The 22185-nt window shown below is 68.4% G+C and carries 24 protein-coding genes; 15 read left to right on the top strand and 9 right to left on the bottom strand.

Going from position 1 to position 22185, the window contains the following annotated elements:
* The first annotated feature begins 38 nt into the window (after window positions 1-38).
* From MC375_RS15130 to MC375_RS15175, 10 genes are all read left to right on the top strand, one after another.
* Entirely contained in the window at window positions 39-707 is a 669-nt protein-coding gene (locus tag MC375_RS15130) for a dienelactone hydrolase family protein (RefSeq protein ID WP_242104260.1), read from the top strand.
* On the top strand, window positions 704-1114 hold the full coding sequence (locus MC375_RS15135) for an HIT family protein (RefSeq protein ID WP_242104261.1): 411 nt from the start codon (window positions 704-706) through the stop codon (window positions 1112-1114). Before MC375_RS15130 ends, MC375_RS15135 begins: the two co-directional genes overlap by 4 nt.
* Window positions 1111-1833: a 5-oxoprolinase subunit PxpB gene (pxpB, locus tag MC375_RS15140; RefSeq protein ID WP_242104262.1), complete on the top strand. Its 723-nt coding sequence runs from the start codon at window positions 1111-1113 to the stop codon at window positions 1831-1833. The genes MC375_RS15135 and pxpB overlap by 4 nt, the downstream gene beginning before the upstream one ends.
* A complete protein-coding gene (locus MC375_RS15145; protein WP_242104263.1) occupies window positions 1830-2786 on the top strand; it encodes a biotin-dependent carboxyltransferase family protein in 957 nt (318 codons plus the stop codon). The genes pxpB and MC375_RS15145 overlap by 4 nt, the downstream gene beginning before the upstream one ends.
* A gap of 60 nt (window positions 2787-2846) precedes the next feature.
* Window positions 2847-3014, top strand: a complete 168-nt coding sequence (locus MC375_RS15150) for a DUF5668 domain-containing protein (protein ID WP_242104264.1) — start codon at window positions 2847-2849, stop codon at window positions 3012-3014.
* A 5-nt stretch (window positions 3015-3019) separates the two neighbouring features.
* The gene (locus tag MC375_RS15155; RefSeq protein WP_242104265.1) at window positions 3020-3778 is read left to right on the top strand and encodes a 5-oxoprolinase subunit PxpA; all 759 of its coding nucleotides are present in this window, start codon (window positions 3020-3022) and stop codon (window positions 3776-3778) included.
* Between the two features lie 8 nt (window positions 3779-3786).
* Entirely contained in the window at window positions 3787-4497 is a 711-nt protein-coding gene (locus tag MC375_RS15160) for a DUF969 domain-containing protein (protein ID WP_242104266.1), read from the top strand.
* Window positions 4494-5456, top strand: a complete 963-nt coding sequence (locus MC375_RS15165) for a DUF979 domain-containing protein (protein WP_242104267.1) — start codon at window positions 4494-4496, stop codon at window positions 5454-5456. Before MC375_RS15160 ends, MC375_RS15165 begins: the two co-directional genes overlap by 4 nt.
* A 70-nt stretch (window positions 5457-5526) precedes the next feature.
* Entirely contained in the window at window positions 5527-6180 is a 654-nt protein-coding gene (pcp, locus tag MC375_RS15170; RefSeq protein ID WP_242104268.1) for a pyroglutamyl-peptidase I, read from the top strand.
* A 16-nt stretch (window positions 6181-6196) separates the two neighbouring features.
* Window positions 6197-6496 carry a hypothetical protein gene (locus tag MC375_RS15175; RefSeq protein WP_242104269.1) on the top strand — a complete coding sequence of 100 codons (300 nt, stop codon included), beginning with the start codon at window positions 6197-6199 and terminating at the stop codon, window positions 6494-6496.
* A 49-nt stretch (window positions 6497-6545) separates the two neighbouring features.
* Here MC375_RS15175 and dcd read toward each other — a convergent pair whose 3' ends face one another.
* The 3 genes from dcd to apbC form a co-directional block, all read right to left on the bottom strand.
* Window positions 6546-7133, bottom strand: a complete 588-nt coding sequence (dcd, locus tag MC375_RS15180) for a dCTP deaminase (RefSeq protein WP_242104270.1) — start codon at window positions 7131-7133, stop codon at window positions 6546-6548.
* A gap of 104 nt (window positions 7134-7237) precedes the next feature.
* Window positions 7238-8539 (bottom strand): S8 family peptidase, encoded by a 1302-nt coding sequence (locus MC375_RS15185; RefSeq protein ID WP_242104271.1) that lies wholly within the window; start codon window positions 8537-8539, stop codon window positions 7238-7240.
* Between the two features lie 189 nt (window positions 8540-8728).
* Entirely contained in the window at window positions 8729-9583 is an 855-nt protein-coding gene (gene apbC, locus MC375_RS15190; RefSeq protein ID WP_242104272.1) for an iron-sulfur cluster carrier protein ApbC, read from the bottom strand.
* Between the two features lie 161 nt (window positions 9584-9744).
* Here apbC and MC375_RS15195 point away from each other — a divergent pair, with 161 nt between their 5' ends.
* The 3 genes from MC375_RS15195 to rnfB all read left to right on the top strand — a co-directional run bounded on the left by MC375_RS15195 (window position 9745) and on the right by rnfB (window position 12888).
* Window positions 9745-10170 carry a DUF2147 domain-containing protein gene (locus MC375_RS15195; RefSeq protein ID WP_242104273.1) on the top strand — a complete coding sequence of 142 codons (426 nt, stop codon included), beginning with the start codon at window positions 9745-9747 and terminating at the stop codon, window positions 10168-10170.
* Between the two features lie 94 nt (window positions 10171-10264).
* The gene (metG, locus tag MC375_RS15200) at window positions 10265-12382 is read left to right on the top strand and encodes a methionine--tRNA ligase (protein WP_242104274.1); all 2118 of its coding nucleotides are present in this window, start codon (window positions 10265-10267) and stop codon (window positions 12380-12382) included.
* A 68-nt stretch (window positions 12383-12450) separates the two neighbouring features.
* On the top strand, window positions 12451-12888 hold the full coding sequence (gene rnfB / locus MC375_RS15205; protein ID WP_242104275.1) for an Rnf electron transport complex subunit RnfB: 438 nt from the start codon (window positions 12451-12453) through the stop codon (window positions 12886-12888).
* 22 nt (window positions 12889-12910) lie between these two features.
* On the opposite strand, the gene MC375_RS15210 is transcribed toward rnfB, so the two are convergent.
* The 3 genes from MC375_RS15210 to mutL are packed head-to-tail and all read right to left on the bottom strand — an operon-like array spanning window position 12911 to window position 16746.
* Window positions 12911-13888 carry a TraB/GumN family protein gene (locus MC375_RS15210; protein WP_242104276.1) on the bottom strand — a complete coding sequence of 326 codons (978 nt, stop codon included), beginning with the start codon at window positions 13886-13888 and terminating at the stop codon, window positions 12911-12913.
* A gap of 13 nt (window positions 13889-13901) precedes the next feature.
* Window positions 13902-14846 carry a DUF1684 domain-containing protein gene (locus tag MC375_RS15215; RefSeq protein WP_242104277.1) on the bottom strand — a complete coding sequence of 315 codons (945 nt, stop codon included), beginning with the start codon at window positions 14844-14846 and terminating at the stop codon, window positions 13902-13904.
* Between the two features lie 22 nt (window positions 14847-14868).
* Window positions 14869-16746, bottom strand: a complete 1878-nt coding sequence (gene mutL, locus MC375_RS15220; RefSeq protein ID WP_242104278.1) for a DNA mismatch repair endonuclease MutL — start codon at window positions 16744-16746, stop codon at window positions 14869-14871.
* Between the two features lie 100 nt (window positions 16747-16846).
* On the opposite strand from mutL, the gene MC375_RS15225 reads away from it, so the two are divergent.
* Entirely contained in the window at window positions 16847-17374 is a 528-nt protein-coding gene (locus MC375_RS15225; protein WP_242104279.1) for a phage tail protein, read from the top strand.
* A gap of 21 nt (window positions 17375-17395) precedes the next feature.
* Here the strand turns inward: MC375_RS15225 and MC375_RS15230 are convergent, their stop codons facing one another.
* From MC375_RS15230 to MC375_RS15240, 3 genes are all read right to left on the bottom strand, one after another.
* Complete coding sequence (locus MC375_RS15230) at window positions 17396-18958, bottom strand: N-acetylmuramoyl-L-alanine amidase (protein WP_242104280.1); 1563 nt, start codon at window positions 18956-18958, stop codon at window positions 17396-17398.
* A gap of 78 nt (window positions 18959-19036) precedes the next feature.
* Window positions 19037-19534 carry a tRNA (adenosine(37)-N6)-threonylcarbamoyltransferase complex ATPase subunit type 1 TsaE gene (gene tsaE, locus MC375_RS15235; protein ID WP_242104281.1) on the bottom strand — a complete coding sequence of 166 codons (498 nt, stop codon included), beginning with the start codon at window positions 19532-19534 and terminating at the stop codon, window positions 19037-19039.
* 8 nt (window positions 19535-19542) lie between these two features.
* Window positions 19543-21015 carry an NAD(P)H-hydrate dehydratase gene (locus MC375_RS15240; RefSeq protein WP_242104282.1) on the bottom strand — a complete coding sequence of 491 codons (1473 nt, stop codon included), beginning with the start codon at window positions 21013-21015 and terminating at the stop codon, window positions 19543-19545.
* A gap of 25 nt (window positions 21016-21040) precedes the next feature.
* Here MC375_RS15240 and queG point away from each other — a divergent pair, with 25 nt between their 5' ends.
* A complete protein-coding gene (gene queG / locus MC375_RS15245; RefSeq protein WP_242104283.1) occupies window positions 21041-22123 on the top strand; it encodes a tRNA epoxyqueuosine(34) reductase QueG in 1083 nt (360 codons plus the stop codon).
* The last annotated feature ends 62 nt before the right edge of the window (window positions 22124-22185 follow it).

Genomic DNA, 22185 nt, shown 5'->3' on the forward strand with positions numbered 1-22185 from the left:
GGCGCTAGAATCGTCCCGAACCGAACGAAGGACGGCGCATGGGCCGCGATATCGCGATCGAAACCTCGCACGGCCTAGTCGACGGCTGGCTGGCCGAACCCGACGGCGCGCCGCGCGGCGCGCTGGTGGTGGTGCAGGAGATCTTCGGCGTCAACGAGCACATGCGCAGCGTCACCGAGCGCTTCGCGGCCAGCGGCTATCGCGCGCTGGCGCCATCGCTGTTCGATCCGGTGCAGGCCGACGTGGAACTGGGTTACGGGGAAGACGGATTCGCACGCGGGCGCGCGCTGGCGGCCGAGCTCGGATTCGATCGCGCCCTGGCGATCGTCGCCGCGGCCGCCGAGCGCCTGCGCGGTGACGGCCTGAAGGTCGGCGTGGTGGGGTATTGCTGGGGCGGCAGCGTGGCCTATCTCGCGAATACGCGCCTGGGCCTGCCGGCGGTGAGCTATTACGGCGCGCGCACCGTGCCGTTCCTGCAGGAACCGCTGCGGGCACCGATGCTGTTCCACTTCGGCGCGGACGATGCCAGCACGCCGCCGGCCGATGTGGAGGCGCACCGCAGCGCGCACCCGGATGCGGAACTGTACGTGTATCCGGGCGCCGGCCATGCCTTCAACCGCGACGTGGATCCCGCCCACTTCCATGCCGAAAGCGCGGACCTTGCATTGAAGCGCACGCTCGCCTTCTTCGAGGCGCAGCTGTCATGAATGGCTGGCACCTGCACCCGCAGCTGGCCGACGACACCCATCCGCTGGCGACGCTCGAGCTGTGCGAGCTGCGCCTGATGGACGATGCGAACTATCCGTGGCTGGTGCTGGTGCCGCGCGTGGCCGATGCGGTCGAGCTGCTCGATCTGGACACGGCGCAGCGACACCGGCTGAGCGACGAGATCGACACGGCTTCACATGCGCTGCGCAGGTCGTTCCGTCCGTACAAGCTCAACGTGGCCGCACTGGGCAACCTGGTGCCGCAACTGCACGTGCACGTGATCGCGCGCTTCCGCGAGGATCCCGCCTGGCCCGCACCCGTCTGGGGCCGGGTCGCTGCGCAGCCCTACTCACCCGAGGCGCTGGTCCAGCGCATCGCCGCGCTGCAGGACGCGCTGCGGGGGTGAACGAGCGGGAGTGGCGCGTCGAACCGCTGGGCGAAGACGCCCTGCTGCTGCGCTTCGAGCAGCGCCTGGATCCGGCCATCAACCAGCGCGTCCACGCGCTGGCCGCCGCCATCGAAAGCCGGCGCCCGGCCTGGCTGCGCGAACTGGTGCCCGGCTTCGCCAGCCTGGCGCTGGGGATCGATCCCAACGCCGTCGCCGCCCCAGACGCACTCCAACATGCGCGGGACTGGCTGCGGCAGGGTGCGTTCGACGCGCACGAAGCGACGGAAGCCACGCTGCCGCTGTTCGAGGTGCCGGTGTGCTACGGCGGCGAGTACGGACCCGACCTGGAGGCGCTTGCCGCACACGCCGGACTCAGCGCGCACGAGGCGATCGCGCGCCACGCGGCAGGCGTTTACCGGGTGGCGATGCTCGGCTTCGCGCCCGGGTTTCCCTATCTGCTTGGCCTGGATCGCGGCCTGGCGATGCCGCGCCTGGACACTCCGCGCACGCGCGTGGCCGCCGGCAGCGTCGGTATCGGCGGCGCCCAGACCGGGATCTATCCGCGCCAGGGTCCTGGGGGCTGGCGCATCATCGGCCGCACGCCACTGACCCTGTTCGATCCGGCGCGCGCGACACCGAACCTGGTCGCGCCCGGCCAACAAGTGCGCTTTGTGCCGATCGATGCGGACGAGTTCGCTCGGCTGGCCGCGCCGCGGGCGCGCAGGAGCCGCAGGTGAACAGCGTGCATGTGCTCGCGGCGGGCCTGCTGACCACGCTGCAGGATGCCGGGCGCCCGGGCTGGCGCCATCTGGGCGTGGGCTCGGCAGGCGCGCTGGATGCGTGGTCGCATGCCCTGGCCAACCGGATCGCGGGCAATACCGACGACGCGGCCACGCTGGAGATCACGCTCAGCGGACCTGTGCTGCGTTTCGACGTGGCCACATGCATCGCGCTGTGCGGCGCACGGATCGATGCGCGAGTGGACGCGCAGGCCATCCCGATGGCACGTCCGGTCGACCTGCCCGCGGGCACCGTGCTGGAACTGGGCGCATGCCACGAGGGGGCGCGCACCTACCTGGCGGTCGAAGGGGGATTCGCGGTCCCCGAGATCCTGGGGAGCAAGTCCACCGATCTGCGCGGCGGCTTCGGCGGCATGCGCGGGCGCGCGCTCGCCATGGGCGACGTGCTCCCGCTGGCATCGCGTGCGACGCGCGCGGTGGCGGCCGTGCATGCCGCATCGTGGTGGATCGAACAGGCGCCGGACGACGATCCGTTCCCGACCATCCGGATCCTGCCCGGGGAGGCGCCGGATGTCATCGAAGCGCTCTGCGACGGGCCATGGCGCGTCGACGCCGCCAGCAACCGCCAGGGGCTGCGTCTGCAGGGGCACGCGCTGACGCCGGATACCGCGCGCGAGCGGATCAGCGAACCGGTCTTCCCCGGCACCGTGCAGCTGCCGCCCGACGGACGCCCGATCGTGCTGCTGGCCGACGCCCAGACCCACGGCGGTTATCCGCGCATCGCCCATGCCATCCGCGCAGACTGGCCCAAGCTGGCCCAGCTGCGGCCTGGCGACAGCCTCAGCTTCCGGAGCTGCACGCCTGCGGCCGCGCGCCGTGCGCTGGAGCTGCAAAGGCAGCGCTTCGCACGGCTGGCGCTGGCCATCGAAGGGCGATCACGCGCATGCTGACATTTGCGGCGCGGCGGGCGATTGCCTAGTCTCGCGGCGCCCTTTCCTTTCTGGTCCCTCATGCGCCAACACCTCGTCACTGCCCTGATCCTGATCGCCCTGGGGATCCTGTTCCTGGCCCGCAACCTGGGCTGGACCGATCTCGACCCCAGCCGGCTGCTCTCCACGTGGTGGCCGCTGATCCTGATCGCGGTCGGCGTCTCCCTGTTGTTCCGGCAACGCAAGTAGCCGCCATGCCCGCGCGCCGCATCGACTTCAACTGCGACCTGGGCGAGGGCTGCGGCAGCGACGCGGCGATCATGCCGTTCATCAGTTCGGCCAGCATCGCCAGCGGTGGGCATGCCGGCGATGCGGCATCGATGCGCACGACGGTGCGGTTGTGCCTGGAGCACGGCGTTGCGATCGGTGCGCATCCCTCGTTCGAGGATCGCGAGCACTTCGGGCGCCGCGAGCTGCAGCTGCCCTGCGCGCAGATCGCGGCGATGGTCGGCCGGCAGATCCAGGCCCTGGCGCAGGTGTGCGGATCGGCCGGTGCCCGGCTGCAGCACGTCAAACCGCACGGTGCGCTGTACAACCTGGCCGCGCGCGACCGTGACGTGGCCGCCGCGATCGCCGAAGCGGTGCTCGAGTTCGACGGGTCGTTGATCCTGTTCATGCTCTCCGGTTCGCAGGGCGCGGCCGCGGCTGCGGAAACCGGCGTACGCGTCGCGCATGAGGTCTTCGCCGAACGCCGCTATGAAGCCGATGGCCGGCTCACGCCGCGCAGCGAACCCGATGCGGTGATCGAGGACGTCGACACCGCGCTGTCGCAGGTGCGCACGATGCTGCGCGATGGTGTCGTGATCGCACGCACCGGCCAGCGCGTCCCGGTCCGTGCCGACACGCTGTGCCTGCACGGCGATCGCGCCGACGCCCCGGCCTTTGCGCAGGCGCTGCGGCAGGCGCTGGAAGCCGACGGCATCAGGATCCTGGCCCCGGCCGCCCCGGCATGATCGGCGAGGTGTCGACGTACTGGCCGCTGATCGGCGTGGCGCTGGTCGTGATCGGCTTCGTCCTGCGCATGAACCCGGCGCTGGTGGTGGTCGTCAGCGGCGTGGTCACCGCCCTGGTCGCGGGCAAGACGCCGGTGCAGGTGCTGGAACTGCTGGGCGAGGCGTTCACCAAGCAGCGCTACCTGGCGCTGTTCCTGCTCACCCTGCCGGCCATCGGCCTGCTCGAACGCCACGGCCTGAAAGAGCGCGCGCAAGCGTGGATCGCGAAACTGCGCGGCGTGACCGCCGGCCGCGCCCTGGTCGCCTACCTGGCCGGGCGCCAGCTGCTGTCCGCGCTCGGCCTTTACGATCTGGGTGGACACGCGCAGACCGTGCGCCCGCTGATGGCGCCGATGGTGCTGGGCGCAGCCGAGAACGCGCACGGCGCACTGCCCGAAGCCACCCGCGAAAAGCTGCAGGCGATGACCGCCGCGAGCGAGAACGTGGGCCGGTTCTTCGGCGAGGACGTGTTCATCGCGTTCGGAGCGGTGCTGCTGATGCAGGGCTTCTTCGCCGAAAACGGGATCGCGCTCGAGCCGTTGCAGATCGCGCTCTGGGGGATTCCCACGGCGATTTGCGCGTTCGTGATCCACGCCTCGCGCCTGCTGCGCATGGACGCGCGCCTGGCGCGCGAGATCGAGGCCCTGCGTGCGCGCGCCGCGGCAGGATCCGCGCCGTGATCACCCTGCAGTGGATCTACTGGCTGGCCGGCGGCTATGTGCTTTGCGTCGCGGCGCTGGGACTGCGCGATCGTGGCAATCCGCGCCGGATCACGACGGCCCTGTTCTGGGGCCTGCTGGGCGCGATGTTCCTGGCCGCGGACCGCCTTCCGGCGGCGGCCGTCGGCGTGGTCGTGCTGGCCCTGGCGTGTCTGGCCGGCTTCGGCGGACTGGGGCGCGGGCGTTATGCGGAAACGGGCGAAGCCGAAAAACGCGCTGAGGCCGCGCGCCTGGGCAACCGCCTGTTCTGGCCGGCGCTGCTGATTCCCGGCGTGTGCGTGCTGCTGGCGGTGGTGTTCAAGGACGCCGCGATCGGCGGCGTGCGCCTGCTCGGCAGCGAACAGACCACGCTGATCGCGCTGGGCATCGCCTGCGTGGTCGCGGCCATTGCGGCCTGCCGGCTGACACGACAGACGCCGTGGAGCGCGGTCGAGCAGTCGCGGCGCCTGATCGATGCGGTGGGCTGGGCGGCGATCCTGCCGCTGCTGCTCGCGACCCTTGGCAGCGTGTTCGCCGCCGCGGGCGTCGGCGAGGCCGTTGCAGGGCTGGTGCGCGCCGTGATTCCGGTCGAGAACCGGCTGGTCGTGGTGGTGGCCTACGCGTTGGGCATGGCGCTGTTCACCATGGTCATGGGCAACGCGTTCGCCGCGTTTCCGGTGCTCACCGCCGGCGTCGGGCTGCCGCTGCTGGTGCAGTTGCACGGCGCCGACGCCGCACCGCTGGCCGCGATCGGGATGCTTTCGGGCTACTGCGGCACCCTGCTCACGCCGATGGCCGCCAACTTCAACCTGGTGCCGGCGGCGCTGCTGGAACTGAAGGATCCCAATGCGGTGATCCGCCAGCAAGTGGGCACCGCGCTGCCGCTGCTGGCATGCAACATCGCGCTGATGTACTTCATCGTGTTCCGCCACAGCCTGTAAGGGCCCGCTTCGGCGCGATCTGCGATCTTCGGCCACTGTCGCGCCGGAGCGGCGCTCCTACAATGCAGTCATGCCCGCCTTGAAACCTGTGCCGACGATCCTGCTGACCGGCTTCGCTCCATTCGAGGGCGCCACCACCAATCCTAGCTGGCAGGCGGTGCGCGCACTGCGCAACCGGCGCATCGCCGGCCATCGGATCGTCGCGCGCGAGCTGCCCACCGAGTTCGGCGCATCGCTGAAGGTGTTGCGCGCGGCGATACGCGACACCAAACCCAGGCTGGTGCTGTGCGTGGGCCTGGCCACAGGTCGCGAGCGGATCTCGCTGGAACGCGTCGCCATCAACGTGGACGATGCGCGCATCCCCGACAACGCCGGCGCGCAGCCGGTGGATGTCGCCGTGGTGGAAGACGGACCGGCGGCCTATTTCGCAACGCTTCCACTCAAGGCCATGCTGGTGGCGCTGCGCGAAGCAGGGATTCCCGCCGAGGTATCGCAGAGCGCCGGGACCTTCGTCTGCAACCACGTGTTCTACGGCCTGATGCATGCACTGCGACGGCGCCCCGCGGTTCGGGCCGGCTTCATCCACGTGCCCTATCCTGCCGCGGAAACGTCCGCAGACACGGGCCTCACCCTGCAGCGGGTGGCCGAGGCGCTGCGGATCGCGATCTCGACTGCATTGACCACCCGCCACGATCCGCGCGTCGCCGCAGGCGCCGAATACTGACCCGTCTGGAGCACGCATGAAAATATTCCCGACCCTCGCCTTGTCCGTCGCGCTGCTGGCCTGCACGCTGCCCGCGCAAGCGGCGCTGTTCGGCAAGTCACCCGAGCGCGCCGCCGAGCAGGCGGTCAGCGAGAACGCGCCCGCGACCACGATCTGGGTCGACGCCAGTTGGGGGTTTCGCAACCAGGGCGCGGCCAACGACCTGACCCGGGCCCACACGGCCTTCGCCGCGCGCGGCTACAAGGTGGTCAGCGTGGAGCCGTACATCGAAAACGGCGACCTGCAGGGGTTCTTCGTCACTTACCAAAAGCCGTGACCGCCAGCGCCGGTCCGATGCGCGGCGCGGCGGCGCTGTCAGGACGGGCTCAGGTCTTCGGCAGGGTGACCCCGGTCTGGCCCTGGTATTTGCCGCCGCGATCCCGGTAGCTGGTCTCGCAGATGTCGTCGGCGTCGGCCTGGAAGAACAACATTTGCGCCACGCCCTCGTTGGCGTAGATGCGCGCCGGCAGCGGGGTGGTGTTGCTGAACTCCAGGGTGACGTGACCTTCCCACTCCGGCTCGAGCGGGGTCACGTTGACGATGATGCCGCAGCGCGCGTAGGTGCTCTTGCCCAGGCACACCACCAGGGTGTCGCGCGGGATCCGGAAGAACTCCACCGTGCGCGCCAGCGCGAAGGAATTGGGCGGGATGATGCACACGTCCGACTCGATGTCGACGAAACTGGTCGGATCGAACGCCTTGGGGTCGACGATGGTCGAGTTGATGTTGGTGAAGATCTTGAACTCGCGCGCGCAGCGCACGTCGTAGCCGTAGCTCGAGGTGCCATAGCTGACGATCCGGTGTCCCTCGCCTGCCCCGCCCTTGGAATGCTTGACCTGGCCGGGTTCGAACGGCTCGATCATGCCGTGCTGCTCGGCCATCCTGCGGATCCAGCGGTCACTCTTGATGCTCATGCGCTCACCCGGGCTGCGGAGCGCACATTCTACGGGCTTCGCCTGCCGCCAAAAGAAGCAGGCCCGGGAAAACCCGGACCTGCCGATGACGCACGCCCGACCGGTCAGAACCCGGTGACGTTCAACCTGCCATTGGTTACTACCTTGCCGCTCAGCGATGGCGTAGGCACCGCCGAGCCCAGGATGGCCGCCTTGATATCGGCGGCGCTGGCACCCGCATGCGAGGACGCGTACAGCGCCGCGGCGCCGGTCACGTGCGGGGTCGCCATCGACGTACCGCTGTAGCTGGCGTAGCCGGACACCAGGTTCTTGCCCGACTTGGCCGGAACCGTCGAGTAGACGCCCGAGCCCGGGGCGCCGATATCGACCGTCACCGCGCCGTACTGCGAATAGCTGGCAAGCGTACCGGTGCTGGCGAGGGCCGCGACCGCGATGATGTTCGCGTTGGGATAGTTCGACGGATAGCTTGCCGTGGTGTCGTTGTTGGCACCCGAATTGCCGGCTGCGGCGACGAACAGGATGCCCGCATTGTTGGCGCGGCCGATCGCATCCTGCAGGCCCTGCGAGAAGCCGCCGCCACCCCAGGAATTGTTGGTGGCCACGATGTTCAGGCCGTGCCGGGTTTTCAGGTCGCTGAAATAGTCCACCGCCTTGATCGCGTTCGCGGTGGTGCCGCCGCGGCGGCCGAGGAAGCGGCCGGAGATCAGCTTGACCCCGCTCCAGCACACGCCGGCCACGCCCTTGCCGTTGCCGCCCACGCCGGCGATGGTGCCGGACACATGCGTGCCATGGTCGTCGTTGGCGCCGCCGGAATTGATGTCGTTGCTGTTGCCGTCGAAGTCCCAGCCGCGCACGTCGTCGACATAGCCGTTGCCGTCGTTGTCGACGCCGTCGGCCGGATCGTAGGGGTTGGTCCAGATATTGGCGGCCAGGTCCTCGTGCGGGTGGTAGATGCCTTCGTCAATCACGCCGACCAGCACGCCGCTGCAGCTGGTGTGACCGGCAGCCCAGGCGTTCGCCGCCTGCGATCCGTACTGGTTGGCCGGGGTCGAGGTGGCGCTGTACATGCCCCACAACGAACCGTTCGTGTAATAGGTGTCGTTCGACACCGCCTGGTGCCGGTAGGTCCAGTTCGGTTCCACGTACTCGAGGTAGCGGTCGTTGGCCAGCGCGCGTACCGAGGCGGCAACGGTCAGCCCGGCCGGCAGCCTGAGCAGCGCGAGCTCGCCGCGCTTGTCATTGCCACGGATCACGGTGTCAATCTTCTGCGCACCCAGGCCGCGGATGAACGCAGAAGACTGCGCAAGACCCACGCCGTCGCGGAACTTGACCAGTAACTCCCCGGCCTGATGTGGGCGGCCCTGGTTGAGGCCGGCAATGACCAGGTCGGGGCGGCCGCCAGCCATGGCGGCAGAGCTCATTCCCAGGGAAGCAACAACGGCGCTCGCAAGCGCGGCACGACGGATCGAACGATTCACGCGGCACAACTCCCGGTTGAGTAGACAAGAAACGCGGCCTTCAGGCCGCGTGTGACGGATTTGGTCACATCGGAAACGGGTTTGCATGCTGCAATGCAGCAGGTCCGTTTCGGGTCCTTAACCGGCCAGGCTGGCCGCGATCGAGGGCTTGGCCCGGGGGCGCTGGGCGAGGGCTTCGGCCAGGTTCTGTGCGGTCTGGCGATAGGCCTGCGCGGCGGCCGAGTCCGGCTGGGCGACCACGATCGGCACGCCTGCATCCCCCTGCTCGCGGATCCCGATCTCCAGTGGCAGCGACCCCAGCAGGGGAATGCCGTATTGCGCCGCCATCCGTTCCCCGCCGCCCTGACCGAACAGATGCTCGGCATGCCCGCACTGGCTGCAAACATGCACCGCCATGTTTTCCACCAGCCCGAGCACCGGCACGTGCACCTTCTCGAACATGCGCAGCGACTTGCGGGCGTCGAGCGTGGCGATGTCCTGCGGCGTGGTCACGATCACCGCGCCGGCCACCGGGATCTTCTGCGCCAGGGTCAGCTGGATGTCGCCGGTCCCCGGCGGCAGGTCCACCACCAGGTAGTCCAGCCCTTCGTCGCCGCCCCACAGGGTTTCGCCCAGCAACTGGGTGAGTGCGGAGGTGGCCATCGGCCCGCGCCAGATCATCGGTGTGTCCAGGTCCACGAGCAGGCCGATCGACATCGCCTCGATCCCGTGCGCCCGCATCGGCAGGATCGCCTTCCCGTCCGGACTGTCCGGGCGGCCGGAGAGCCCGAGCATGGTCGGGATACTCGGCCCGTAGATGTCCGCGTCCAGCAGCCCGACCCGCGCGCCCTCGCCGGCCAGCGCCAGGGCCAGGTTCACCGCCGTGGTGGACTTGCCGACACCACCCTTGCCCGAACCGATCGCGATGATGTTGCGGATCCGCGGCAACGGGCTGAGCGTGGGCTGGACGGCATGGGCATGGATGGTCGACATAGCGCCATCTTAACGAACAGGTGAATGCCACCCCGTGTTTTCCGCGCCGTGGGCTGAACCAGCGCGTCCGCGCACTCCATACGCCACCGAATCCGGTATAAAGGCGCGCATCCGGATGGCTCCATCGCCTCCGGCATCACGCAACTCCTGGAGGGGACAACATGCGTATGAAGTTCGTGGCGGCGCTGCTCGCCATCCTGCCGGTCGCGGCATTCGCCCAAAGCTCGCCGATCGGCCGCTGGAAGACCATCGACGACGAGACCGGCAAGGTGAAGTCGATCGTCGAGATCCAGCAGATGACCAACGGCACCCTGCAGGGCAAGGTGGTCGACGTCCTGAGTTCCGACCGCGGCCCCAATCCGAAGTGCGACAAGTGCGATGGCGCTAACAAGGGCAAGCCGGTCAAGGGCATGACCATCCTGTGGGGCCTGCGCGAGAGTGGTTCCGGCTGGGCAGGCGGCACGATCCTGGATCCCGCCAAGGGCAAGACCTACAAGTCGAAGGCGAAGATGCTCAGCGCCGACAAACTCGGCGTGTCCGGCTGCCTGGCCTTCATCTGCCGCGAGCAGACCTGGGTGCGCGAGTAAAATTCCCGCTCCCGGCAGCATCCAGACGGCCCGGCACTCGCCGGGCCGTTTGCGTTGGCATGCGATAATTTCCCGTCGTTATCAGGCTTATCGCATGCCGCGCACGCTCGTCGTCACCAACGCCCTGCCCTATGCCAACGGCCCGCTGCACCTGGGGCACCTGGTGGGCTACATCCAGGCCGATATCTGGGTGCGCGCGCGACGCATGGCGGGCGACATCGTGCATTACGTCTGCGCCGACGATACCCATGGCACGCCGATCATGCTGGCCGCGGAGAAGGCCGGCACCACGCCCGAGGCGTTCATCGCGGGCGTGCAGGCCGGGCACGAGCGCGACTTCGCCGATTTCGGCGTGGCCTTCGACCATTACGATTCGACCCACTCGGCCGGCAATCGCCAGCTCACCGAGGCGATCTACGCCAAGCTCGACAACAACGGCCATGTCGCCCGGCGCCTGGTGCAGCAGCTGTACGACCCGGTGCGCGGCATGTTCCTGCCCGACCGCTACGTCAAGGGCATCTGCCCCAACTGCGGCACGCCCGACCAGTACGGCGACAACTGCGAGAACTGCGGCGCGACTTACGCGCCCACCGACCTGAAGGAGCCGCGCTCGGTGGTCAGCGGCGCCACGCCGGAGCTGCGCGAGTCGGAACATTTCTTCTTCGAGCTGGGACAGTTCACCGATTTCCTGCGCGAATGGCTCGCCGGCGACGTCGCGGTGACGGGCGTGAAAGCCAAGCTGATGGAGTGGCTGGATGGCGAAGGCGGCCTGCGACCCTGGGACATCTCGCGCGACGCGCCTTATTTCGGCTTCGAGATCCCCGGACATCCGGGCAAGTACCTGTACGTGTGGCTGGATGCGCCGATCGGCTACCTCAGCAGCCTGAAGACGCTGTGCGAGCGCGACGGGCTGAACTTCTACGGCCTGGTCGCGCACGACAGCACCGCCGAGCTGCACCACTTCATCGGCAAGGACATCGTCAACTTCCACGGGCTGTTCTGGCCGGCGGTGCTCACCGGTTCGGGCTTCAAGCCGCCCCGCAGGCTGCACGTCAACGGTTACCTCACCGTCGACGGCGCCAAGATGTCGAAGTCGCGCGGCACCTTCGTGATGGCGCGGACCTATCTGGACAGCGACCTGGATCCAGAAGCCTTGCGCTATTACTTCGCCACCAAGTCGTCTGGCGGCGTGGACGACCTGGACCTGAATCTGTCCGACTTCGTCGCCCGCGTGAACAGCGACATCGTGGGCAAGTTCGTCAACATCGCCAGCCGTTGCGCGAAGCTCCTGGAGAACCACTTCGACAACAAGCTTTGGGTACCACCATCGCTCGGCAGCGAAACCGATGCCCTGGGCGATGTATGGACACGACAGTCAACCCTGCTCGGCAGCGTCGCCGCCCACACATATGCGCTCGCAGCTGCTTTGTATGCGGAGAACAATTTCGCGGCTGTCGCCCGTAATGCGATGACCGCAGCCGACCAGGTCAACGAATACATCGCCCATACTGCGCCATGGACGCTGGCCAAGGATCCGGCACGCCGCGAGGAATTGCATGTCGTCCTGAGCACGGCGCTTCAGGCCTTCGCCGATATCGCCAGCGCACTCAAGCCAATCCTTCCAGCGACAGTTGCCAAGGCGGAACACTACCTCGGCGTCGAACTGGCGCTGGACAGGCGCGTCGATCTCGCAGGCCGCAAGCTTGCTTCTTCCTATCCACTGCTTTTCACCCGCATCGACCCGAAGCGTATCGAAGCCATGACCGAAGCCAGCAAGGACACGCTGCAAGCCAGCACGCGCGCAGAAGCGGCTTCAGCCGCGACCGGCAAGCCGGCGAAAGCGGAGACGCCCGCGGCTGAAGCCGTTCCGGCGAATGGCGATTTCATCGCCATCGAGGATTTCGCCAGGCTCGACCTGCGCATCGGCAAGGTCCTGGCCTGCGAATTCGTCGAAGGATCCGACAAGCTGCTGCGTTTCGAGCTGGATGGCGGCGAACTGGGCAAGCGCCAGATCTTCAGCGGCATCCGCGCCAGCTACGGGGAGCCTGCTGCCCTGGTCGGCCGCAACGTGGTGTTCATCGCCAACCTGGCGCCGCGCAAGATGCGTTTCGGTGTCAGCGAAGGCATGATCCTGTCGGCCGGTTTCGACGGCGGCGCGCTGGCGCTGCTCGACGCCGACCCGGCCGCGCAGCCGGGCATGCCGGTGCGGTAGGGCTGGGATTGGAGATTGGATATTCGGGATCCATGAGTGCGGCACCTTCGCACTCGCCACCCAGGGCCATGAACCAGCTAAATCCCGAATCCCCAATCCCCGCTCTGGTCGAACGGATCGACCGCCTGCTGCCGCAGACCCAGTGCGGGCAGTGCGGCTACCCGGGCTGCCGGCCCTATGCCGAAGCCATGGCCCGTGGCGAGGCCGATGTCGACCGCTGCCCGCCCGGCGGCGACGCCGGCGCCCTGGCCCTGGCGCGCCTGCTCCATGTCGATAAGAAGCCCTACGACCGCAGCCGCGGCACGTACAAGCCGCCGCAGGTGGCGTTGATCGTCGAAGCCGACTGCATCGGCTGCACCAAGTGCATCCAGGCCTGTCCCGTGGATGCGATCGTCGGCGCATCGAAGCTGATGCATACCGTGATCGCACCGTTATGCACCGGCTGCGAGCTGTGCCTGCCGGCGTGCCCGGTGGACTGCATCGTGCTGGAGCCGGCGGCGCCCTAGGCGTGCGCGGCTGGGTTCGAGGCTAGTTCTTGCCGGATTCGCCAGCGCCTTCGCAGGCAGAGCAGATGCGTTCCACGGTGTACCCCTTGGCCTTGAGCTTGTGCACGACGCCGTCCCTGCCCAGCGTGTGCAGCGCGCCGACCACCAGCAGGGTGTCGTCCTTGTCCGTCTCCAGGCGCTGTGCGATCTGTCCGACCCAGGTGTCATTGCGCTCGACGTTGATGCGCTGGTAGAGCTTGGGATACTCGACCTGCATCTCGGCGACCATGCCTTCCCAGATGCCCCGCTCGTCGCCTTCGCGCCACTGGCGATGCAGCTTCTCCATCTCGGTGCGACCTTCCTCCGACTCGTCCAGCGCCTCGGCCAGCATCTGCAGCTGCTCGTCCTTGCTCATGCCATCGAGGAAGGCGATCTGCTGCGCGCCGGTCTCCAGGCCTTCGGTGGGCTTGCCGACCTGCTTCGCAGCTGCGGCGAAGTGGGCGTCCAGGCCGAGCTTGGGATCCAGGCCCATCTTGCCCATTTCGGTCAGAGTGATCATCAGCCCGGAGAACCAGGGCTCGAACATCTGCAGCGCCTGGGCCGGGATACCGGACTTCTGCAGGTGCTCGGTGTTGGCCGAGATCCAGGCCTTCAGTTTCGCCGCAACCTCCGGAGTCAACTCGCTGTCCAGCGTCGTGCCGTCCGTGCGCATCGCCGCCTGCCCCATCTGCACGCCCAGGGTCGGCGAGGCCATTTCTTCGGGAGACAGCTCGAACACCACCCGCTCCGCATCGGCGAAGGCCGCATCCACGTCCTTCGACAGCGGATAGTCGTCGGGCTTGAGCATATGGAACGAGCCGAGCACGTACACCGCGTTGTCGGCATCGGACACCTTCCACAACAGCGGCACCGGCGGAGCCTTGGCGGGCGCAGCCTCGGGCTTGGCGGCGGGTGCCTGCGAATGCGCGGCAGTGGCCAGGGCGAGGATGCCGGTGAAGAGCAGGAGGCGGACGGCGCGCATGCGAATCCTTCGGTCAGGGATGCGACGGTTTGGCATAGGCCTTTTCGCCGGCGGGGATGGCCAGGTCGAGGCGGTTTTCCGGGGGCGGCAGCGGACAGGTGGCGAACGCAGTGAACGCGCACGGCGGATTGTAGCTGCGGTTGAAGTCCAGCATCACGCGCCCTTGCGCATCGGGCTTGCCGGCATCGAGGAAACGGCCGGCGCTGTAGCTGCCGCGGCCGTTGGTGCGATCAGCGAACACCAGGAACAACTCGCCGTCGCCTTCATCCAGCGCTTCCAGGCGCCAGCTCCGGCCACCATGCGCGAATTCGACGACACCCGGATTCGGGGTGTCGTCGATGCCGCCGGTGATGTTGGCGATGGGGATGGTCCTGCCCGGCGGATGCGGCAGGAAACGCGCAGCGATGCGCCATTGCGGCGACGCCGGCCAGTAGTCCAGGCCGACGAAGCCGGTGCGGGCTTCGGCGTCGGCATGCTTGACCCGCAGCGCATAGCGATCGCCGCGCTTGATCACCATGGCAATGCCCTTGCCCTGGTCGAAGCCGATCGCGCTCGGGCCGTACTCGTCCGCATCGCTCCTGAGCTCGGCGGCCGCTGTCAGCGGGGCTCCATCCAGGGTCAGGCCAGCGCCACTGGCGGGCACCAGCCGCAGCGCACCGTCCTTGCGCAGCTCGAGCATGCCCAGCTGCGGCGGTCCCTTGGCGATGCGGATGCCGTTGTCGGGCGCGCTGCCTACGTAATGCGGGCCGCGACCGACCCAGTGCAGGCCGACCAGGCTGGTCCAGCCGTCCGGGCGGGTCACGTCGGCCAGCCGGGCCGCGCGCCACCGCCGCTGTTCGCGTGCGAAGGCGACAGCTGCGGGTGTCGGGCCAGCGCTGACCGATCCGCCGCCACTAGCGGAGGCAGGGGCGTCCGCGTCGCGGCAGGCAATCAGCGACGTCATGGACGCCGCGAGCATCAGAACGCAGGCGTATCTCATCTCAGCGACCCCGCAGGAACCAGCGATCCATTTCCGCCATCGAAAACCGTGCCCAGGTCGGCCGGCCATGGTTGCACTGGCCGGAACGCTCGGTGGTTTCCATCTCGCGCAGCAACGCGTTCATTTCCGGAATGGTCAGGCGGCGCTGCGCGCGCACCGCACCATGGCAGGCCATGGTGGCGAACAGCGTGTCGCGCGCCGCGGTGACGCGATCGGCTCCTGGCGAAGCCGCGCCCTCCTGTTCGCGCAGATCGGCCAGCACATCGCGCAGCAGGGCGTCCACGTCGGATTGGGCCAGCAACGCGGGTACGCTGCGCAGCGCCAACGACGTCGGGCCGCTGCGCGAAACCTCGAAGCCCAGCCCCGCCAGCACCGCGGCGTCGCGCTCGGCGATGTCGGCCTCGCGCTCCGAGACCGCAATCGTGTGCGGCACCAGGAGTGGCTGGGTGCGCAGGCCTTCGCCGTCGGCCGCGGCCTTGAGCTTCTCGTAGCCGATGCGTTCGTGCGCGGCGTGCATGTCGACCACGATCAGGCCTTCCGCGGTTTCGGCCAGGATGTAGACACCATGCAGCTGGGCGATCGCATAGCCCAACGGAGGAACGGCGCCGTCGCCCTGCGATGGCAGGGGCTGGTGGACCGGATGGCGATCGCGGTCGAATTGCGCAGGCGCATCGTCGCGGCCGTACAGCGCGGAATATCCAGCGCGAACCTCGCCCACGCCCGAGCGCGGCAGGGGCAGGCGCATCGGCGCCTGCCAGGCGCCGCTTTGCGTGGGAGCGGCGTGAGCCGCGAGCGCTGCGTCGGATGTGGGGTGCTGGGAAGAGCTCGCGACTGACGTCGCTCCTACGGTCGCCCCTACGTGCGCGCCCGCGCGGGTTTCCGCGAGCGCGGCAGACAGGGTGCGATAGACGAAGTCATGCACCAGGCGCGCGTCACGAAAGCGGACTTCATGCTTGGCCGGGTGCACATTGACGTCCACGCCGCGCGGATCGAGTTCCAGGAACAGTACGTACGCTGGATGACGGCCATGGAACAGCACATCCGCATAGGCCTGCCTGATCGCGTGCGACACGCTGCGGTCGCGTACCGCCCGGCCATTGACATAGAGATACTGCTGGTCCGCGCTGGCGCGGTTGTAGGCAGGCTGTGCGATCCAGCCGCGCAGACGCAGGCCCGCGCCGGAGTGGTCGAGTTGCAGCACACTCTTCGCAAAATCCGCGCCCAGGGTTTCGACCAGGCGTTCGCCAGGAAAGCCGCCACCCAGCCCCAGCTCCGTGTCTCCCTTGTAGCGCCTCGATGGCCTGCCGTTGTGCGACACGCGCAGTTCCACGTCGGGCCTGGCCAGCGCCAGCGAGCGCAGCCATTCCTCGATATGCCCCAGTTCGGTGCGCTCGGCGCGCAGGAACTTGCGCCGCGCGGGCACGTTGTAGAACAGCTCGCGCACCTCGACCGTGGTGCCGCGCGGATGCGCCTTGGGCGTCGGCGCGCCGACCCGCCCGCCTTCGACCTGCAATGCCGTGCCATGCGCATCGCCGTCGCGGCGCGAGGCGAGCATGAACCGGCTGACCGAGGCGATGGACGGCAGCGCTTCGCCCCGGAACCCGAGCGTGGCCACCGCCTCGAGGTCGTCGAGCGAGGCGATCTTGCTGGTGGCATGGCGCTGGATCGCCAGCGGCAGGTCATCGGCCTGCATGCCGGCGCCGTCGTCGCGCACCCGGATCAGGCGCACGCCGCCCTCTTCCAAATCGATGTCGATGCGGCGCGCACCGGCATCGAGCGCATTCTCGACCAGCTCCTTCACCACCGATGCGGGTCGTTCGACCACTTCGCCGGCGGCGATCTGGTTGATCAGGGTCTCGGGCAGCGGTCGGATCGGCACGCCGCGCATGATAGCGGCTGCACCGTCCTGCAACGTCAGCTTGACCGCTCTGCGTCCGCCGGCGCGTTAGCTTGCGTTATCCCCCGACCACGCAAACGCCATGGCGCAATTCACCGTCAATCCGCATCGCCACGATCCCTACAAGAATTTCAAGTTCAAGGTGAAGTGGGATGGCCGCTACGTCGCCGGCGTCCACCGGATCAGCGCCTTGCGCCGGACCACGGAAGTGATCGAACACCGCGAAGGCGGGGATCCGAGCATGCGGCGCAAATCCCCCGGCCGGACCACGTTCGAACCGATCGTGCTGGAGCGCGGCATCAGCCACGACACCGAATTCGAACGCTGGGCCAACAAGGTCTGGAACTTCGGCGCAGGGCCCGGCGCCGAGGTGTCGCTCAAGGATTTCCGCAAGGACGTGGTGATCGAGCTCTACAACGAAGCCGGGCAACTCGTGCTCGCCTACAAGGCGTATCGCTGCTGGGTGTCCGAGTACCAGGCGCTGCCCGATCTGGATGCGAACGCGAGCAGCGTCGCGATCCAGTCCATCACTCTCCAGAACGAAGGCTGGGAACGCGACTACGAGGTCGGAGAGCCAGCCGAACCCGCATACACCGAACCGGCCGGCTGAGCGCCGGCACGGGAAATTGCGTCATGGACTGCCGCCGCCGACGGCCCCGCCGGCGTTGGCGCTGGCGCGTGCGGCATACAGCGTGCCCGGAGGCGGCTGACGGGTGAAGTAGGTATTGACGCCATCCAGGATCGCGGTCGCAAGGCGCCGCTGGTGCGCCGGATCGCGCAGGCGGCGCTCTTCATCCGGATTGGTGATGAACGCGGTCTCGACCAGCATCGACGGCACGTCGGGAGAACGCAGGACCACGAAGTTGGCGCGTTCCACGTGCGGCTTGTGGGTCTTGCCCAGGCGCTTGAGCCCGCCCAGCACGTAGTTGGCCATGTCCTCGGACGCTTTCATGGTGGCGCTTTGCGACAGGTCGAGCAGCACCGAGGCCAGGGTGTTGTCCTTGTCGTGCAGGCGCACGCCACCGACCAGGTCCGCGGCGTTTTCCTGGTTGGCCAGCCACTTGGCGGCTTGCGACGACGCGCCGCGTTGCGACAGCACGAACACCGACGAGCCGCTGGCCGCCGGATTGGTGAACGCGTCGGCATGGATCGAGACGAACAGGTCGGCCTTCTGCGCGCGCGCCTTCTGGTAGCGCTGCGACAGCGGGATGAAGAAATCCGAATCGCGGGTCAGATAGGCCTTGAGGCCCGGAGTCGCATTGACCTGGCGTGCCAGCTCTTTCGCGATCTGCAGGGTGACATCCTTCTCGCGTGCCCCGCTTGCGCCGCGCGCGCCGCTGTCCTGCCCGCCATGACCGGCATCGATGGCGATCACCAGGGGTCGCAGCCCGCCACGGCGCATCACGTCCTGCATGGTGCGCACCGGCGCATGGCTGGACGTGGGCGCCGGGGTCTCCCCCTGCGGCGCGGGCGTGGGGACGCCAGTCGCAATCCGGGTCGGCACACCAGTCGCAACCGTACCGCTGCCCTGCTTCAGCAGCGATGAGCCTGATTGGGATTCCGGCACCGCACGCGACGGATCGCTCGTGGTTGGCGGCTGCGGCGATGCCGGAGAAGTTGAAGCGGAGCTGTTGGCCGCGGAAGTGCTGGATGCCGCCTTGGCCAGGTCCGTGATCAGGCGCGAGGTCGCCGCAGCGGAGGCAGCGGCCGGGTCGACCTCGGGCGGGGCCGGATCCCGGGCGGGGCTGGCAGCAGCGGACGCAGGCGCAGAGGCCTTGGCATCGGTCGCGCCGTCGTCCGGCCATTCCACCACCAGCCGAGGGCCCCCGGCGCCCGGTTCGAAGTGCGGCTTGAGCGCGACCACCGGGCTGGCCAGGTCGAACACGATCCGGGTCGTGCCCGCCACCGGTTGTCCCTTGCGAATCGCCTTGACCAGCCCGCCCGGCGCCGGCAGCGAAACGCCGCTGGCGAACCGGGCGCCCGGCAGATCCACCACCAGCCGATCGGGATTGGCGAGCGAAATGACCTGGAAGGCGGATTCGGCATCGAGCCGGATTTCGGCGCGCGTACCGGTCGCTCCGGTCGAAACGCGCAAGTCCTTGATTTCACTGGCGTGCGCCAAATTCCACAGGACTCCGGCCAGCAATGCCAGCCCGAGCAGCAGATTCTGAAGCGTGGCCCCCTTGACGCGCATGACCGGAAGTTAAGCACCTGTTATCGGGAAATGCAATCCTATTTCCCTTAATAATCCGTAACCTGCAGTTACTTCCTATCAGGTAACGGAAGAAACAGCGTGCAACCGGCCAACCTCTTCCAGCCGCGACAACCAGCCCCGTCCCGCGCTGCTTTCCGCCCGAAGTCGGGCGGAACGCCCGGCGCCCTCGATCGCGAGCTCCACGGTCAGGTCCGCGTCCGGGAGCCCGCCCGCGCCCCGCTCCGGCCATTCCACCAGCCACAGCTCCGGCTCCGCATCCCCCAAGCCCAGGAACTCCAGCTCCTCGGCATGGCCGATGCGATACAGGTCCAGGTGCAGGGCTTCGCCGCCGTCGCCCAGCGGATAGCGTTCGACCAAGGTGTAGGTGGGGCTGCGGATCGCGCCCGTCACGCCCAGCGCACGCAGCAGCGCGCGCGCCAGCGTCGATTTGCCCGCGCCGAGTTCGCCGCGCAGATACACGACCGCGCGTGGTGGGCGGGTTGCCGCGAGTGCCCGACCGAGTTGCTCGGTGGCGTCGGTATCGGCGAGGAACAACTGCGGCGTTGGAGCGTTCACGCCTAGGATCATGGATTCGCTGCGGCGCGCAGACAAGCCAGCACGTCCGAAGGCAGCAGCCCGCGCTCGCCGTCACGCGCTGCGACATCGCCTGCATGCGCATGCAGCAATGCACCGCAACGCGCCGCATCGAACGGATCGAGTCCCTGTGCACGCAGCGCCGCGATCACACCGGTCAGCACGTCGCCCATTCCGCCGACCGCCATGCCGGGATTGCCGGCGCCGACCACCTGCGGCGTGCGCCCTGGCGCGGCGATGATGCTGCCCGCTCCCTTGAGCACGACGGCGCAATCGAAGGTCCGCGCAAGCCGGTTCGCGGCGTTCAAACGATCCGCCTGAACCTGCGCGACTGCGATGCCGAGCAGACGCGCAGCCTCGCCAGGGTGAGGTGTCAGCACCGCGTCCTGCAGGACCCGGGATGCTTCGGCCACCAGGTTGAGTGCATCGGCATCCAGCACCACGGGCTTGCCGCTGGCCATCGCGGCATGAAACAGGTTCCGTCCCCAGTCGTGCCGGCCCAGCCCGGGCCCGATGGCAACGACATTCGCACGCTCGAACAGTTCGGCGAGTTCATGCGCGGATTCCACGGCGGACGCCATGCATTCGGGGCTGCGCGCCAGCAGCGTGGGCACGTGCGCGGCGCGCGTGGCGACGCTCACCAGGCCGGCGCCCGAGCGCAGCGCAGCCTGCGCACAGAGTGCGATCGCTCCACCCATGCCCGAATCGCCCCCGATGCACAGCACATGGCCATTGCTGCCCTTGTGGCTGTTGCGCGGCCGGCGCCCCAGGAAAGCCGCCAGCATCTGAGGCTGCAGCCACTCGGCAATCGGCGCAACACCGCTCCATGCCTCCGCCGGTACTTCGAGCGTGGCCACGGCGCAGGTGCCAACGTGGTCGAGCGCATCGCCGGTCTGTAGCCCGACATGCGCAGCGATGAACTGCAGCGTGCGTGCGGCCCGCACCGCGACGCCCGCGCGGTGGCCGGTATCGCCATCAATGCCGGACGGCACATCCAGGGCAAGGATCGGCCGGCGTGCTGCATTGATCGCCTCGATCAGCCCGGCGGCCTGGCCTGCCGGCGCACGCGTCAGGCCGATGCCAAACAGCGCATCGACGATGAGATCGCCCGGCGGAAGATCGCCTTCGAATACCGCCACGCGGCCACCCGCATCCACGTATTCGGCGTGGGCGCGTGCGGCCGGCGCGGACTGCGGCGAGCCCGCCCCTAGGGCCATGACCTGGACGTCGCGGCCGGACACCAGCGCATGTCGCGCCAGCACATAGCCGTCGCCACCGTTGTTGCCCGGGCCGCAGGCGACCACGATGCGCCGCGCCTGCGGCCAGTGCTCCAGCGCGTAGCGCCATGCCGCCTGCCCCGCACGCCGCATCAGTTCGACCTCGTCTCCGCCCAGCGCCGCGCAGGCCTGCGCTTCCACCTTGCGCAGCGCGGCAACGTCGAACAGGGGCGAGGGCGGGTGCATCGCCGGATTCTATACTTGCGCCATCGTGCAGACCGCCGCCCAGCCACCGCAACACCACGCTGTCGATCCGGCATCGCTTGCGCTGAGGATCAAGGCGCTTGCGCGCGAACTGGGATTTCAGCGCTGCGGTATCGCCGGCATCGACCTGGGCCAGGACGAGACGCATCTGCGCGAATGGCTGGCGCAGGGTCTGCATGGCTCGATGGGCTGGATGTCGCAACATGGCGACAAGCGCTCGCGTCCGGACGAGCTCATTCCGGGAACCCTGCGCGTCATTTCGGTCGGCTTCGACTACGGCCGCGACCCGGATGAAGCATGGACGACGCTACGCGATCCCCAGCGTGCCTACGTGGCGCGTTACGCGCTGGGCCGCGACTACCACAAGCTGATGCGCCAGCGCCTGCAGAAGCTGGCCGGACGTATCGCGGAACTGGTGGGTCCATTCGGACATCGTGTGTTCGTGGATTCCGCGCCGGTGCTGGAACGCGCGTTGGCCCGCAACGCGGGCCTGGGCTGGATTGGCAAGCACACCTGCCTGATCGACAAGGACGGCGGGTCGTGGTTTTTCCTCGGCGAGATCTATGTGGACCTGGCGTTGCCGGTGGACGCACCCGCCACCGAACACTGCGGAACCTGTCGCCGCTGCATCGATATCTGCCCGACCCAAGCCATTACCGCACCCTACCGGCTCGACGCGCGCCGCTGCATCGCCTACCTGACCATCGAGCACGAAGGGTCAATCGACGAAGCGCTGCGCCCACTGATCGGCAACCGCATCTTCGGCTGCGACGACTGCCAGCTGGTCTGCCCGTGGAACAAGTTCGCGAAGAAGACCGACGAACCGGACTTCCGCGCGCGCAACGATCTGGATCGGGCGACGCTGGCCGAACTGTTCGCCTGGAGCGAGCAGGAGTTCCTCGAACGCACCGAGGGCTCGGCGATCCGCCGCAGCGGCTATGCACGCTGGTTGCGCAATATCGCGGTGGCGCTCGGGAACGCGCTCACGTCGCCCGACGTGGTGGCCGCGCTGCAATCGCGAAGCGAGAGCGACGATCCCGTCGTACGTGAACACGTGGAGTGGGCGCTGGGCCGACACCAGGCCTCGTAGGAGCGCCGCTTCGGCGCGACCGCCCGCCGTAATCCATAGGTCGCGCCGAAGCGGCGCTCCTA

Source organism: Lysobacter sp. M2-1, assembly GCF_022662495.1.
Taxonomy (GTDB): domain Bacteria; phylum Pseudomonadota; class Gammaproteobacteria; order Xanthomonadales; family Xanthomonadaceae; genus JAKPBU01.